The sequence below is a fragment of the Acinetobacter sp. YH01007 genome, from assembly GCF_013420425.1.
Lineage (GTDB): Bacteria > Pseudomonadota > Gammaproteobacteria > Pseudomonadales > Moraxellaceae > Acinetobacter > Acinetobacter towneri.
Map to the genome: position 1 here is coordinate 52,826 of NZ_VOYC01000003.1, position 14,901 is coordinate 67,726.

The window sequence follows — 14,901 nt, forward strand, 5'->3', positions numbered from 1 at the left end:
TGGTTTAACCTGTTTTGTTTTCAGGTTAAGTTCAATCAACATCGTTTCATCTAAAAAATAATCAAGACTAAAATCTAATTTCCCAATCAAAAACACAAAAATATTCGTTTTTACAAATTAAATAAGAATAATTATCCTTTAGCTATCACACAGAGAAATGTCAAAGCAGCACAGGAGTATTCACATGAGTCATATTCAAAAATTTGTTGCTAACAATCAACGCATGTTCAAAAAGACCTTGAGCTACTACATTATGCACATCACCGTAGCAATGGTGGTTGGTTATGTGGTCACGGGTAATATTTGGATGGCCATTACCTTAAGTTTGGTCGAACCAACAGTTCAAGCGGTGGCTTATTTTATTCACGAACGTATTTGGGAAAAGAAAACACAAGCTGAAGAGTCCAACATTATCGCGTAGTTAACATATCGTTATGCTCTAGTTATCCTCCTCTCAAGTGAATACTGCTGTTCTATTTCTTCCTCTTAGATCATCGTAGCGCAAGCGACGATGATCTTTTTTTATGCCCTTTTTAAACCTACTCCTTTGAGGATGTTTCTGCCTACAGTTTCAAAATATGTAGAATTTGTTTTGATTAATTCTAATTTTTTCTAAATAATAAACACAGTGATAAAAAATACTTATAGGTAATTCAGATGAATCTTGCAGCCTTCGAAGCTTTTGTAAAAGTCATGGAAACGGGTTCTATTTCTTTGGCAGCAGATCAACTGTTTATTACCCAGCCGGCCGTGACCAAACGCATTCACAGTTTGGAAGATTATTTTGGTGTAAAGCTGTTTGAATCGGCAGGACGTGGCGTACAAGCCACACATGCGGCACATTCATTGTTACCTAAAGTTAAAAACTGGCTGAACGAATTGGGTGATATTCATCACACCCTCAGCCATGAACAAGGGCAAGTTCAAGGCAAACTGAAAATTGGCACCAGTCACCATATTGGTTTGCACCATTTACCCAATCATTTACGAGAATACGTGCAGGAATTTCCCAATGTCACGCTCGATGTGCATTTTGTCGATTCTGAACAGGCACATGAGCAGGTTTTGGCGGGAGATTTAGAACTGGCTTTTCTGACCCTTCCACCTAAACTGGATGAACGCTTGGCTTATGTCACCATTTGGAATGATCCTTTGGTCTTTGTCGTGGCGCCATTTCATCCTCTAGCAGGTCAAAAAAACCTACAATTGTCCGACTTACTTAGCTACCCAAGTTTGTTGCCCGCTGCGCAAACCTATACCAGTCAAATCACCTTGGCAGAGTTTGAAAAGCAAGGGGTAAAACCTAAAGTCACCATGAGCAACAACCCGTTGGAGTCAATTCGGATGTTGGTGTCTATTGGTTTGGGTTGGTCTGTTCTACCCAAAACTTTGGTCAATCAGGACTTGCAACAGTTAGATATTGATTTAGAAATGAACCGTCAACTCGGTATGGTATGGCACCCTGGCCGGACACAATCACGTGCAGTTTTAGAATTGATTGAGATGATGAAGCATTAAGCATCACGAGCGAAGCTATATAAGCAATGAAGGCTCAAAATTTTTTTATCTATAAACTTACTTTCTAGACTCAATAAAATACCCTCAAGTGATTTATCACTTGAGGGCTATTTTTATCAGCATTTCAAAATGCTGCGTGGTCTATTTCTTAACGATTCACCGAATCTTCATGTAAAGATTCATTCAATTGATCTACCACAATTGCCCATGAACCATCCGATTTCATTTTTTCGACGATAAACTGACGCTGTGCTTCCGTCCAAAATTCTGCCTCGGCAATTGTTGTTTCCGCATTCAATTGATGCGTTTCAATAAATTGCTGAATCGCGGCTTCACTGGCATCCAAACCCAGTTGTTCAAATAAATGTGTCATTCTTGGGCGTACACCACTCATTTTTTCACTCCTGATCATTTTTAATTCTTGTCTTACCTTAGCATGCCTATTCTAAAAATGAATGACATAATCCAACATTGCAATAAATAAAAACAAAAATAAATCAATAAGCTAGTAAAAGCCAGAGTAGCAACACCTCAAAAAAATTCAGACTTAAATTGACCAGTCCTGCACATCCCAACCTTGCTCTTCAGCCAAAGCCTGTAAACGTGCATCAGGATTTACAGCAATGGCGTGATCTGCATATTCCAACAAGAAACGATCATTAATCGAGTCTGAATATGCCCAAGATTCTGTCACTTCACGCCCTGCAAGCCATTGCTCCAAACGCACCAACTTGCCTTGTTGATAACACGCAGTATTAATGACTTTGCCTGTATATTTACCATCGACCACTTCGGCATTGGTGGCAATAATTTCACTAATACCAAACTCACGGAAAATAGGTGCAGTAATAAAGTCAGATGTTGCTGTAATCCCCACCAATTCATGCCCTAATTCTTGATGACGCTGAATAGCTTTAAACCCTTCAGGGCGCATTTGTGGACGAATCACCTTTTGCATAAATAATTCATGCAAATCTGTGAGGTACTGATTGTCGTGCTGGGTTAAAAACTCAAATACAAATTCGTTATATGCAATTGGGTCGAGTTGCCCTGCTTTGTAGTCTTCATAAAACTTGTCGTTCATGGCGCGATGGCGAACAGGATCGACCAAGCCTTCACTTACCAAAAACTCACCCCAAGAATGATCTGAATCAGTATTTAACAAGGTGTGATCGAGATCAAATAGCGCCAATTTCATGAAAATACTCGTAAAAACTGAAATTTAAGAAAAAAATTGTAAATCTATCTCCGCTAGTCGATAGAAATTCGTTAAGATCATAGCAATTTTAACATTATTTACACTTTGCGTTTTCGAGTTGGAGAAAAGAAATCATCATCCCCGAGTGCAAAGTCATAAATTAAACAATATTTAGGTAGCCAAATGATCGACTCAGAAGGTTTCCGACCCAATGTCGGGATCATTTTGGCAAACGAGTTTGGACAAGTTTTATGGGCAAAACGCATTGGTCACAATGCATGGCAATTTCCGCAAGGAGGTATCCAATATGGAGAAACCCCTGAACAGGCACTTTATCGTGAGCTGAGAGAAGAAGTTGGCTTACTGCCCGAACACGTCCAAGTTATCGCGCAAACTAAAGGTTGGCTGCGTTATCGTTTGCCACATCGGTACATACGCACGGATTCAGACCCAGTATGTATTGGTCAAAAACAGAAGTGGTTTTTATTGCAACTGACAGCGTCAGCGCATCATATTCGGCTGAATTTGTCAGACCCACCCGAATTTGATCAATGGCAATGGGTCAGTTACTGGTATCCGCTTGGTCAGGTCGTCAATTTTAAACGTGACGTCTACCGTAAAGCGATGGTGGAATTGTGCAATCAATTGCCCCTGAAAAAACCTTAAAATTTGCATGAAGATGTAGATTTTTTAGCTTATTGTTATAGGGTCATCTGTGGTGTAAAACTGACCTCAAATCATTGATTGGAATATGGAGTAGCGCGTATGTCGAACATGCAACTGGATACCCTTAGACGCATTGTACAAGAAATCAATGCGTCCACCAGTTTGCATGAATCACTCGATATTATGGTCAATCAGGTCGCAGAAGCCATGCATGTGGATGTCTGCTCTATTTACCTGCTCGATGAACGCAATCAACGCTATTTGCTCATGGCATCAAAGGGTTTAAATCCTGAGGCTGTGGGGCATGTGTCTCTACATACCAGTGAAGGTTTGGTCGGTTTAGTCGGACAACGTGAAGAAATTGTCAACCTAGACGACGCACCTAAACACGAACGCTTCATGTATTTGGCCGAAACAGGCGAGGAAATTTATAATTCTTTCCTTGGCGTGCCTGTCATGTATCGCCGTAAAGTTATGGGCGTTCTTGTGGTGCAAAACAAGGACAAACAAGACTTTTCTGAAGCCGCAGAATCCTTTTTAGTCACACTTTGTGCTCAGCTTTCAGGTGTCATTGCGCATGCGCATGCCGTGGGCAACATTGATGTGTTCCGCAAACCCAACAACCTGCCTGCCTACAAAACCTTTCAGGGCGTATCAGGTTCGGGCGGGATTGCACTGGGTCGTGCGGTAATTCTGTATCCACCTGCAGATTTGGCGGCTGTGCCTGATCGTGAAGCTGAAGACATTAGTGAAGAGTTAGAATTACTAGACAACGCACTAGATGCAGTGCGTCAAGAAATTCAGGCACTAGATGACAAAATGCAGGATGCCTTAATGGCAGAAGAACGCGCTTTATTCAGTGTGTTCCTACGCATGTTGGATGAAAATGCCCTGCCTGCAGAAATTAAAGAACTGATTCGTGAAGGTAACTGGGCACAAGGTGCAGTGCGTATTGTAATTGACAATCACATTGCCCTATTTTCACAAATGGAAGATGACTATTTACGCGAACGTGTTTCTGACCTGAAAGATTTAGGGCGTCGTATTCTCGCCTCTTTACAAGAAGCCGATGCCAGTCACCGAGAACTGACCGATGAAAGTATTTTAATTGGCGAAGAAATTTCCACAGCAGCTTTGGTAGAACTGCCTGTCGATAAAATTGCAGCGATTGTTACCACCGAAGGCGCAATGAATTCTCACATGGTCATTGTGGCACGTGCTTTGGGTATTCCAACCGTAGTTGGCGTAACTGAATTGCCGATCAACAGCCTAGACGATGTGGAAATGATTGTAGATGCGCACCAAGGTCGGGTGTTTATCAACCCGCCACGTCGCATGCGGACGCGCTATAAAGAAATTCAAAAAGAAGAAGAACAGATTGCCAAAGACCTCAAGCAATATGAAACCAAAGACGCGATTACCCCTGACGGCGTAGCGGTAAAATTGTATGTCAATACAGGCTTGATGATTGACGTAGTGCGTGGCGTACAACGCGGTGCTAAAGGTGTTGGTTTATATCGTTCTGAAATTCCATTTATGCTACGTGACCGTTTCCCGGGCGAAGAAGAACAGCGTGCTATTTACCGCCAACAGCTCAGTCACTTTGCCAACAAACCTGTGGTGATGCGTACGCTAGATATTGGCGCAGACAAGGACTTGCCGTACTTTTCGATTGAAGAAGAAAACTCAGCCTTGGGTTGGCGCGGGATTCGCTTCACGCTAGATCATCCTGAAATTTTTTCTTCGCAAATTCGTGCCATGCTCAAAGCCAGTATTGGTTTGAATAATCTGCATATTTTGCTGCCAATGATCACCAGTGTCAGCGAGGTTGAAGAAGCCTTGTATTTGCTAGATCGTGACTTGCAAGCAGTGCAGGAAGAAGAACAGGTTAAAATCACCAAACCGAAAATTGGCATTATGGTAGAAGTACCGAGTGTGCTGCTGCAAATTGATGAATTTGCCCCGTTGGTGGATTTTTTCTCGGTAGGATCAAACGATTTAACCCAGTATTTATTGGCAGTGGATCGTAACAATCCGCGTGTGGCCAACGTCTATTCACACTTTCATCCTGCAGTACTGCGCGCCTTAACCCGCTTGGTGAAAGAATGTCATAAATATGACAAGCCTGTGAGCGTTTGTGGCGAAATGGCAGGAGATCCGCTGTCTGCGGTAATTCTGATGGCAATGGGCTTTAATACCCTGTCGATGAGTTCAAGTAATATCTTGCGGGTGCGTAAAGCAATTTGTCATGTACCGATGACCGATGCGCAACATTTATTAGATCAGGCGTTAAAAATGAATAATCCGCTGATGGTGAAAAGTCTGATGGAATATTATTTTAAAACCCATGGCTTGGGCGATATGGTGAAACTAGCGACACGTATCGTATCTCCATAAAACTTAGTTTAAGCCTCAAGCAACACACCATTCACTCCAAAAACAACAAGGGCGATAATCATCGGAATATCGCCCTTGTTTGTGTTTGCTATAGCCTCGTTTGGCATTTTTCTTACGGTCTACAAAAACCTGACTTTTGTTGACCTCGTGCATGTGCTTGGCCACAAAGTTATGCTGAATAAGCTCAGGCTGTTTTTTCTTTGCCATTACGCTGTTCCTTTCGGTTGATCATGGAAATGAGCAGTGTCGCTACTCTTTTAGATGGAGATGTTGAGGGAAAATTCAAGCCAATTGCTTCTGCATAACCTGACTATTCTCTCACCAATGTTCCATATTAAATTGGGAAGCCGATCATACGCTTTTTTGTACATTTTACAAGCGATTTTCACTCAATAGTGCTAAGATAAAAAGAAGGGTAAATAAATTATTGCCGCCACTTTATCAGATTTTTCTGACGGTTATTTTTGAAGGCTATTTTAAAGAACACTCAGCGGCTTTACCCATACAATTATAGCATAAAATTCTAAAAAATTTTATTACTTTTCAAATACTTATTAGTTATAAAATCCACTAGAAAAACTGCAATGATTGGCTAATATGAATATAGAAGATCAGTTTAACAAGACCATTAAAAACAGGAGTCAAATTCATGATTTATGAAGTTTCTGGAGATATTTTACTGAGCGAAGCACGTGCGATTGCTCACGGTGTTGCCCCTAACGATAACTTTGCAACAGGTTTGGCTTTAAGTCTGCGTGAGCACTGGCCTGCGCTATATAAAGACTTCCGCAACTATTGTCATATTTACCATCCTAAAGCGGGTGAGCAATGGACTTGGGTCAATGCCGAAGGTCAACGCATCGTCAACCTGATGACTCAGGAAGCGGCTTATGACAACGGTTCAAAACCAGGTAAAGCATCGACAGAATACGTCAACCGCACTTTGAAAAACTTAAAACAGTTGATTGAAGAAGAGAAAATTGAAAGCTTGGCGTTACCGCGTCTTGCAACAGGTGTAGGCGGTTTAGATTGGGAAGATGTACGTCCACTCATCTACAAACACTTAGAAGATTTGGATATTCCAATTTACATCTACACTCTATATCAAAAAGGTGTAAAAGCTGAAGAGCCTGCGAAATAAGTTTCGCTGAAGCAATCAGCTTTGCTACAAGCGAGCGTGATTGATCACGACTCGACTGCAATATACGGTTCAATTCACCCGTTTGGTTTTACCAAGCGGGTGAATTTTTTGTGCAGAATCAAGTAGCAAGGGATGCTATGCTGAAAATGCACGCTGCAAGATGGATGCAACATCGACCTGTTTAGGTTTAAGCATACCCACCACTTGCCCATGCAATGCACTATAACGCGACTGAATAAAACCTTCTGCCACAAAACTTGGCGCATAACGCAACAACAAAACCGCTTGTGCCAAAATCACCAAACGGCTCACCAAAGCACGTGCCATAAATTGTAAATCGTTGCTGTTCGTGGTCTGCAATAACTGCTGCAAACCATCTAATTCACTGCCCAAAATAGGATGAGTAACGGCAGTGCGAGCAAAATCCTGCAATAACACCTGAATCAGCTCAGGTTCTCGCTGCATAGCGCGTAGTACATCCAGACACATGACATTGCCTGAACCTTCCCAAATGGTATTTACAGGTGCTTCTTTGAAAATACGTGCCATGATGCTGTTATCGACATAACCATTGCCACCAAAAACTTCCATCATCTCACCTGTAAGTTCCACCGCGCGTTTGCAAATCCAGAACTTTGCAGCAGGGGTCATTAAACGCTTCCATGCCAAAGACACAGCATCATCGCTTTCATAACAATGTGCCAAATGAAAACTGAGCTGTACCGCAGCTTCAGTTTCCAAAGCCAAATCTGCCAAGACTGCCTGCATTAATGGCTGATTCGCCAAAGTCTGTCCAAATGCTTGACGTTGTCGAGTATAGGCAAGGCATTGCACCAAGGCTTGACGCAGCATGGCACTACTGCCCACAGCACAGGTTAAACGAGTGTAGTTCGCCATTTCAATAATGGTGGGAATACCGCGCCCTGCTTCGCCAATCATGATGCCCCACGCCTGCTGAAATTCGACTTCAGAACTGGAGTTACTCCGATTTCCCACTTTGTCTTTTAAACGCTGTACCTGAATATTATTTTTTCTGCCATCTTCTAACCAACGCGGTACAAAGAAACAAGCCAAACCATCTTGTTCGGTATTGGCGACCACCAAATGTGCATCACACATTGGTGCAGAGAAAAACCATTTATGACCTGTGAGCAAATAGGCTTGCCCACGCCCTGTTGCTGCGACTGGAATGGCAAGCGTTTGGTTGGCACGTACATCTGAACCACCCTGCTTTTCGGTCATGCCCATGCCCAACCAAATAGATTTCTTTTGTGAAATCGGCACATCACGCGGGTCATATGCATGCGATAACAGTTTTTCGCCCATGCTTGCCCATAATTCAGGTTCACGCTGAATGAGCGGAATACTGCCTAAAGTCATGGAATTTGGACATAAATTGCCACACTCAACCTGTCCCGCCAAATAAAAGCGACTGGCCCAATCGACCCATTTTGCCGTAGATTGCGGTTGTTTAAATGGATGTGCATGCGTGTCAAACTTGCGATTCAGCGCCATCCAGTGATGCCATGCGGGATGAAACTCCACTACATCTTTACGGCGTCCACGTGCATCGAAGGCATGTAAAATAGGCGTATGCCGATTGGCTAAATCGGCATAGTGATAATATTCTGCCGATGCTGCAATATGTCCCAATTCGCTCAGTCGAGTCTGATCTTGACTGCCATAACGGGTTAAAATTTCTTGTAAAACCGTATCGGTTTCAAATAAGTTATAGTCTTGTAATTCATCAAACTGATTTTGAATTTGATGGGTCATCCATGTCTGCATTGTGTCACTCCTAGACAAACGCGATGCTATCATTGCATTTAGTATAGAGAAAAATATGTGCTCAGGTGTTCGGCTTTATTTATGAAAAATTCTGAGGTTCAAGTGCGCCGTAAGCCGCGCCAATCGCGGGCTAAACTGACTCAAGAGGCTTTACAGGAAAGTTTTGTTCGGCTTTTGCATGAACGCTCGGCAGCTGAAATTACCATTCGTGAAATTACTAATTTGGCAGGTGTCGGTTTAGGCACTTTTTATGAATACTTTGCCAAGAAAGAAGATTTACTGGCATTGACGATTCACCTGCAAGTCAAACAGCATGCAGAACACTTAAAAAGTTATGCCCAACAGCAACTTGAGTTATCCACAGTTGTTGAAATAAACCGCTATATTGCAACCATCATTCAGTTTCAGCTTCAGCAAATTCAGGCACAACAATGGCTTTGGGCGCAGACTTTTTTACTGGAACGGCAGGTATCACACATTGAAACTTACCAAAAAAGTTACAGCATGATGCTACAGATGTGGCAACAGATTTTCGCACCTGTCATACACAATGCCGAACAACAACTGCGCCTTGCTTTGAATCTGCATCGCATCAGTTATGGTTTTATTTCGCAAAGTTTATTAATCAATCCACATTATCAAGATTGGGATGCCTTGCACACCGATATTTCATTGGCGATTCAACCGTTTTTAGCAGCAGTTTCAGACATTTAGTGCAGCAAAACTGATTATTTAGTTTACAAAGATCTATCGAATACACCAATCATAAACAATAAATTTATCTATTTGTAAAATTATAAAAATCGTTTTACATTAAAATGGTGAGATTTGAAAAGCTTTCATCTACAAAGCCCGATCTGCATGGTATTGTGGTGTTGTAGTTGATTTTTTAAACAAACAAAACGGTTCATGGCCGCTTGTTTTAGAAGCTAAATTTCTAATACAGCCCACCACATGATGATCACAATAATGGAGAACAACGATGAGCCAAGAGATAAAAAAATGCCCTGTAACGCATTTAACCACCGATGCAGGCGCACCTGTTGTAGATAACCAAAATAGTATGACTGCGGGCGCACGTGGCCCACTCCTTACTCAAGATTTATGGCTCAATGAAAAGTTGGCAAACTTTGTACGTGAAGTAATTCCTGAGCGTCGTATGCATGCCAAAGGTTCAGGTGCGTTTGGTACGTTTACGGTCACGCACGACATCAGCCAATATACCCGTGCCAAAATTTTCTCTGAAGTTGGCAAAAAAACTGAAATGTTTGCTCGTTTCTCTACCGTTGCAGGTGAGCGTGGCGCTGCCGATGCAGAACGTGACATTCGTGGTTTTGCTTTAAAATTCTATACTGAAGAAGGCAACTGGGATTTAGTCGGTAACAACACACCAGTGTTCTTTTTCCGCGACCCACGTCAATTCCCTGACCTGAATAAAGCGGTAAAGCGTGACCCACGCACCAACCTGCGTAATGCGACCAATAACTGGGATTTCTGGACTTTGCTGCCAGAAGCACTGCACCAAGTCACCATTGTGATGTCGGATCGTGGTATTCCTGTGGGTTATCGTCACATGCATGGTTTTGGTAGCCACACCTATAGTTTTATTAATGCCAATAATGAGCGTTTCTGGGTGAAATTCCACTTCCGCACTCAACAAGGCATTCAAAACCTGACCGATGCAGAAGCAGCAGAATTGATTGGTCGTGACCGTGAAAGCAGCCAGACTGACCTTTACAATGCCATTGAACGCGGTGATTTCCCGAAATGGACGCTGTTCGTGCAAATCATGCCTGAACTGGATGCAGAAAAAGTCCCTTATCACCCATTTGACCTCACCAAAGTTTGGCCGAAAGGTGATTATCCACTGATTGAAGTGGGTGAATTTGAACTGAACCGTAACCCTGAAAACTACTTCCAAGATGTTGAACAGGCTGCCTTTGCACCAAGCAACCTTGTACCAGGAATTAGCTACTCGCCAGATCGCATGTTACAAGCGCGTTTGGTCAACTATGCCGATGCTGCACGTTACCGTGTTGGTGTGAACCATTCACAAATTCCAGTGAATGCTGCACGCTGCCCTGTGCACTCAAACCGTCGTGATGGTCAGGGTCGTATGGATGGCAACTATGGCAGCTTGCCACACTATGAGCCAAACAGCTTCCATCAATGGCAAGAGCAACCACAATACCGCGAACCACCGCTAAAAATTCGTGGCGATGCAGATTTCTGGGATTATCGTGAAGATGATAGCAACTATTTTAGCCAGCCGCGTGCCTTGTTCAATTTAATGAACCCTGAGCAAAAACAAGCACTGTTTGATAACACGGCACGTGCGATGGGTGATGCTTTAGACTTTATTAAGTATCGTCATATTCGTAACTGTTATGCATGTGACCCTGCTTATGGCGAAGGCGTTGCAGCAGCTTTAGGCATGACCGTTGCCGATGCGCAAGCAGCACGTGCTAGCGACCCTGCACTTGGTCAACCAGGCGTACTGTAATCTTTGTAGTTAAAGATCAAGTCAGTCTGAACAGCAAGACTTTAAACACCAAAACAAAGCCCCTATTTCGATAGGGGCTTTGTGTTCTATATCTATCATTGCCACTTTTCAGTAGCGTGAAAAGTAGCGTGTCACTTTTATTTAAGGTCAAGTTTTTAAAAGATTAAACAATCAACTTCTTACCTTCACGAATACAATAAAACGGATTCATTAATTTAGATGAACGCTTCATGGCATGATGCAAGTCTGCCTCTGGTTGCTCACGCCCTTCATCGGTCAGCTCAAAAGTGCGGTAATGAATGGCCAATGAACATTTGGAATGTAAGTCTTTATGTGCCTGAAAAGCATCTTCAGGGTTCATATGCATATAACGCATCAGATTCCGTGGCTCGTAAGAACCTATAGGTAAAAGTGCCACACGTGGTGCGCCCATACGGGTTTGAATTTCTTTAAAGTGTGGCGAATAACCCGTATCACCCGCAAAGAAGCAATGATCTTGCCCATGTAAAATAGAAAAACCACCCCATAACGCCATGTTCTGATCGCGTGCGCCACGTCCAGAACCATGTTGTGCAGGAGTGTACACAATTTTCAACTCTTTAAACAAAGCCGACTGCCACCAATCCATTTCAATCACATGCAAGTCTGGTGGTAAATACCAAGCATTGCCCAAACCTGTATAAATAGGCATGGCAAATTGATGATTCAGCCATTTTAAGGTGGCTAAATCCATGTGGTCATAATGATTATGGCTCAAGAAGACGGCATGAATGGTCGGTAAATCTTCCAGTGCAATCCCTGCAGGACAGGCACGTTTAGGCCCTCGCCCCTGTTTCGGACTGGCATGCTCTGCCCAGACTGGATCGGTTAAAAAGTTATACGGTCCAATTTGAATCAGCACCGTTGCATGCCCCACAAACCAAACTTGCCAATCATCCAAACTGGCGTGTGGACGTAATTGTGGCAAAGCACTTGGCGCTGTAAAAAATTGCTGTGCTTCTTGTTGCGGATTGACATTCCAACTGTTCGATTTGCGTTTTAGCAACCATTTCAATAAATCAGTTTGGCTGCGCCCCTCAGGACACGCAATCGGATTAAAAAACTGCGCTCCATCATAATGATTTGAAGGCAAAAACTGCAGCTTGGGTTTACGCCAAGTATGCGACCAACAGGCTTCCGTTGGCAGTTGAAAATGCTTTTGTTCCACGTTGTTCATGTAAGCCCAATAATATATAGCGCATCTACCATGATGCTTTTTATCCTGATCTGTTCAGAAAAAAACACAGCTTTGGTTCATGTGTTGACTCTATCACGCATAGTAGCGAAATCAAGCAGGCAATTTCCTTTATGTTTTTGTTGTTTTGAGAAAAAAGTCGTATCGACAGCGGGTTAATGATCGGAAATTTACACCTCAGATAAACGAGGCTTTAGAAAAACCTAAACACGGGTATAGCAATGCGGGCTTAGCGTTTAGCAAAATATTGTTCGCGCCATTCTTTCCAGAAATACATCACAATCCCGAACATCACCACGGCAATGCCAATAAACGCATTCATGCTGATGTGTTCATTATTTAAGGTCGCACCTAAAATTAACGCGATGATGGGAGTCATCACATTACTTAAAGATACGGTTGAGGCATTTAAACGACGAATCAGCCAGAAATAACACAGCATGGCGACAATAGACGACATGATCATGGTAAATACAAAACCAATCATGGCTTGGCTGCTTGGCATTTGAGTCGGGAAATGCGACCAAATAAAGGGAATTAATAACAATGACCCTGCCGATGATACCAATAAAGAACCTGTGGCTTGTGACATCGGCTTTAAAGGAGCATTGATTTGTTTGACCCAAAAAATTGAGCTGATATAGGACAGCATACTGATAAACATCAACACCACGCCCCATGGATTCACTTTGCTGTCGGCAGAGTCTGCAAAGACAAAGCTGAGTCCTGCAATCGCAATTGCCATCCCTGTCCACTGTAAGGCAATCAATTTTTGCGTGCGTAAAATCACATGACCAATCAAGCCTGCGATTAAAGGAGAAAAACCAAAAATCAGTGCCATTAAGCCTGAAGTTAAATAATTGGCGGCCAAGTAAATAAATAGCTGTGCACCAATTAAATTCAGACTACCCGCCAAATAGCTTTTCATTGAGGTGTGATCAAAAGGCAGTGGATCGCGCATGAGTTTAAGCACGCACAGCGCAATCACGGAAGCCCCAAAGTAGCGGATAATCAAAACCCACATTGGATGAATTTCCTGCACACTCCAGACAATCGCCAATGGCGTGGTCGCCCAGATGAGTACCAATAAGGCATAAATACTGGCGGTTACCACAACAGGAGATGTATTCGTATTCATCGCTTGCTCAACATAAAATGGACACTTTTCTTCGGCAGATAAAAAACAGACCCAAGTTGCCTCAGGTCTGTTTTTCATCAGTTCAAGCTTACTTCACCAATTTGCGAAGGTCTTGGCTCACATCTAAATATTTGTCTGCTTCAAAAGCAGCTTGTTTAGCAATCAGCTTTTTCAAGTGACGCATATCTTTGGCTGAGTTGACGGTAATTCCGCCGACAATCACGCCATCGGTCACACCAAACAATACGAATGAAGACTCACTGCGTTTGGAAGCATCCATCTCACCACGCACATGCCATTCTGCTGCTGACATATCTCCTACAAATTGGTAGTTAATGTCGAGTTGATCAGTCCAGAACCAAGCGGGATTGGCTACAGGATGTTCCACGCCCATCACATGACGCGCGAATATGCCTGCTTGCAGGTTGGCATTTTCCCAAGTTTCTACACGACGATGATTGCCACATTCACGCAGTTGTGATGCGACATCGCCCGCAGCATAAATGTCTGGGTTTGAGGTTTGACAGTTTTCATTCACATGCACGGCAAAGTCTGCATCTAAGCCTGCTTCAACTGCCAGTTGTGCGTTTGGAATAATCCCAATACCGTAAATCACCGCATCGGCACGTAGTTCTTCGCCACCTTCTAGGGTCACGACAATTTCTTCACCATCTAGCTTGCAATCTGCAATTTGCGTAGACAGACGTACATCAACTCCTGCCAATAACTGCTGTTGCAGTAAAAACTCACTCAAGATGAGTGGTGATGAACGTCCCATCACCATTGGTCCCATTTCAATGACAGTTACCTGACAGTCTTTAAAACGTGCTGAAGATGCCAACTCTAAACCAATCACACCACCACCAATTAAGATGATGCGACGACCCGCTTGCAATACAGGGACTAAGGCTTGCGAGTCTTCAAGATTACGCAACGTGTAAACGTGTTTACCTAAGGCATCAAAATTTGGCAAGCGACGTGCAGCACCGCCTGTGGCAAGTAACAACTTGTCGTAGGCAATAACCTCACCATTTTGCAATTCAACCGTATGTGCTTCGGCATTGATTTTGCTCACGCCATTGCCACGAATAGTGGTCACACCTAGTTCTGCCAATTTTTCTTCCGACAGAATCTCGATTTTGGTTTCTTCAGGACGCAAAATCACATCTTTAGACAGCGGTGGACGCTCATAAGGCAAATGTATTTCATCGCCAATTAAGATGATGTTGCCTGCATATTGATTGCCGCGCAGCTCAAGAATGGCACTTGCCCCTGCCTGACCTGCCCCCACAATCACAATTGTTTCTACACTCATGGG

14 protein-coding genes are annotated in these 14,901 nt (G+C 43.1%); 7 read left to right on the plus strand and 7 right to left on the minus strand.

The window, feature by feature from the left end:
* Positions 1 to 184 precede the first annotated feature (184 nt).
* Positions 185 to 421 carry a DUF2061 domain-containing protein gene (locus FTT74_RS01620; protein WP_104853015.1) on the plus strand — a complete coding sequence of 79 codons (237 nt, stop codon included), beginning with the start codon at positions 185 to 187 and terminating at the stop codon, positions 419 to 421.
* A 236-nt stretch (positions 422 to 657) separates the two neighbouring features.
* Positions 658 to 1,518 (plus strand): LysR family transcriptional regulator, encoded by an 861-nt coding sequence (locus tag FTT74_RS01625; RefSeq protein WP_167845754.1) that lies wholly within the window; start codon positions 658 to 660, stop codon positions 1,516 to 1,518.
* Positions 1,519 to 1,666: 148 nt separating this feature from the next.
* On the opposite strand, the gene FTT74_RS01630 is transcribed toward FTT74_RS01625, so the two are convergent.
* Both FTT74_RS01630 and FTT74_RS01635 read right to left on the minus strand, forming a co-directional pair.
* A complete protein-coding gene (locus FTT74_RS01630) occupies positions 1,667 to 1,912 on the minus strand; it encodes a DUF2789 family protein (RefSeq protein WP_136144729.1) in 246 nt (81 codons plus the stop codon).
* A 153-nt stretch (positions 1,913 to 2,065) separates the two neighbouring features.
* Positions 2,066 to 2,716, minus strand: a complete 651-nt coding sequence (locus tag FTT74_RS01635; RefSeq protein WP_070155338.1) for an HAD family phosphatase — start codon at positions 2,714 to 2,716, stop codon at positions 2,066 to 2,068.
* 183 nt (positions 2,717 to 2,899) lie between these two features.
* Here FTT74_RS01635 and FTT74_RS01640 point away from each other — a divergent pair, with 183 nt between their 5' ends.
* The gene (locus FTT74_RS01640) at positions 2,900 to 3,382 is read left to right on the plus strand and encodes an RNA pyrophosphohydrolase (RefSeq protein ID WP_004976084.1); all 483 of its coding nucleotides are present in this window, start codon (positions 2,900 to 2,902) and stop codon (positions 3,380 to 3,382) included.
* A 99-nt stretch (positions 3,383 to 3,481) separates the two neighbouring features.
* Entirely contained in the window at positions 3,482 to 5,779 is a 2,298-nt protein-coding gene (ptsP, locus tag FTT74_RS01645) for a phosphoenolpyruvate--protein phosphotransferase (protein ID WP_167845752.1), read from the plus strand.
* Between the two features lie 15 nt (positions 5,780 to 5,794).
* On the opposite strand, the gene FTT74_RS01650 is transcribed toward ptsP, so the two are convergent.
* Positions 5,795 to 5,986 (minus strand): hypothetical protein, encoded by a 192-nt coding sequence (locus tag FTT74_RS01650; RefSeq protein ID WP_004976081.1) that lies wholly within the window; start codon positions 5,984 to 5,986, stop codon positions 5,795 to 5,797.
* 442 nt (positions 5,987 to 6,428) lie between these two features.
* Between FTT74_RS01650 and FTT74_RS01655 the strand changes: the two genes are divergently transcribed.
* On the plus strand, positions 6,429 to 6,920 hold the full coding sequence (locus tag FTT74_RS01655; protein WP_004976080.1) for a macro domain-containing protein: 492 nt from the start codon (positions 6,429 to 6,431) through the stop codon (positions 6,918 to 6,920).
* Between the two features lie 135 nt (positions 6,921 to 7,055).
* Here the strand turns inward: FTT74_RS01655 and FTT74_RS01660 are convergent, their stop codons facing one another.
* The gene (locus FTT74_RS01660) at positions 7,056 to 8,708 is read right to left on the minus strand and encodes an acyl-CoA dehydrogenase family protein (RefSeq protein WP_179988468.1); all 1,653 of its coding nucleotides are present in this window, start codon (positions 8,706 to 8,708) and stop codon (positions 7,056 to 7,058) included.
* An 81-nt stretch (positions 8,709 to 8,789) separates the two neighbouring features.
* Between FTT74_RS01660 and FTT74_RS01665 the strand changes: the two genes are divergently transcribed.
* Together FTT74_RS01665 and FTT74_RS01670 are read left to right on the plus strand one after the other, a co-directional pair.
* Positions 8,790 to 9,422 (plus strand): TetR/AcrR family transcriptional regulator, encoded by a 633-nt coding sequence (locus FTT74_RS01665; protein ID WP_131261060.1) that lies wholly within the window; start codon positions 8,790 to 8,792, stop codon positions 9,420 to 9,422.
* A gap of 268 nt (positions 9,423 to 9,690) precedes the next feature.
* Positions 9,691 to 11,211, plus strand: a complete 1,521-nt coding sequence (locus FTT74_RS01670; RefSeq protein WP_096902685.1) for a catalase — start codon at positions 9,691 to 9,693, stop codon at positions 11,209 to 11,211.
* Between the two features lie 163 nt (positions 11,212 to 11,374).
* Here FTT74_RS01670 and FTT74_RS01675 read toward each other — a convergent pair whose 3' ends face one another.
* From FTT74_RS01675 to hcaD, 3 genes are all read right to left on the minus strand, one after another.
* On the minus strand, positions 11,375 to 12,427 hold the full coding sequence (locus tag FTT74_RS01675) for an MBL fold metallo-hydrolase (protein WP_179988469.1): 1,053 nt from the start codon (positions 12,425 to 12,427) through the stop codon (positions 11,375 to 11,377).
* A gap of 247 nt (positions 12,428 to 12,674) precedes the next feature.
* The gene (locus tag FTT74_RS01680; protein ID WP_096902690.1) at positions 12,675 to 13,583 is read right to left on the minus strand and encodes a DMT family transporter; all 909 of its coding nucleotides are present in this window, start codon (positions 13,581 to 13,583) and stop codon (positions 12,675 to 12,677) included.
* A gap of 88 nt (positions 13,584 to 13,671) precedes the next feature.
* Entirely contained in the window at positions 13,672 to 14,898 is a 1,227-nt protein-coding gene (gene hcaD, locus FTT74_RS01685; protein ID WP_167845748.1) for a 3-phenylpropionate/cinnamic acid dioxygenase ferredoxin--NAD(+) reductase subunit, read from the minus strand.
* Positions 14,899 to 14,901 lie beyond the last annotated feature (3 nt).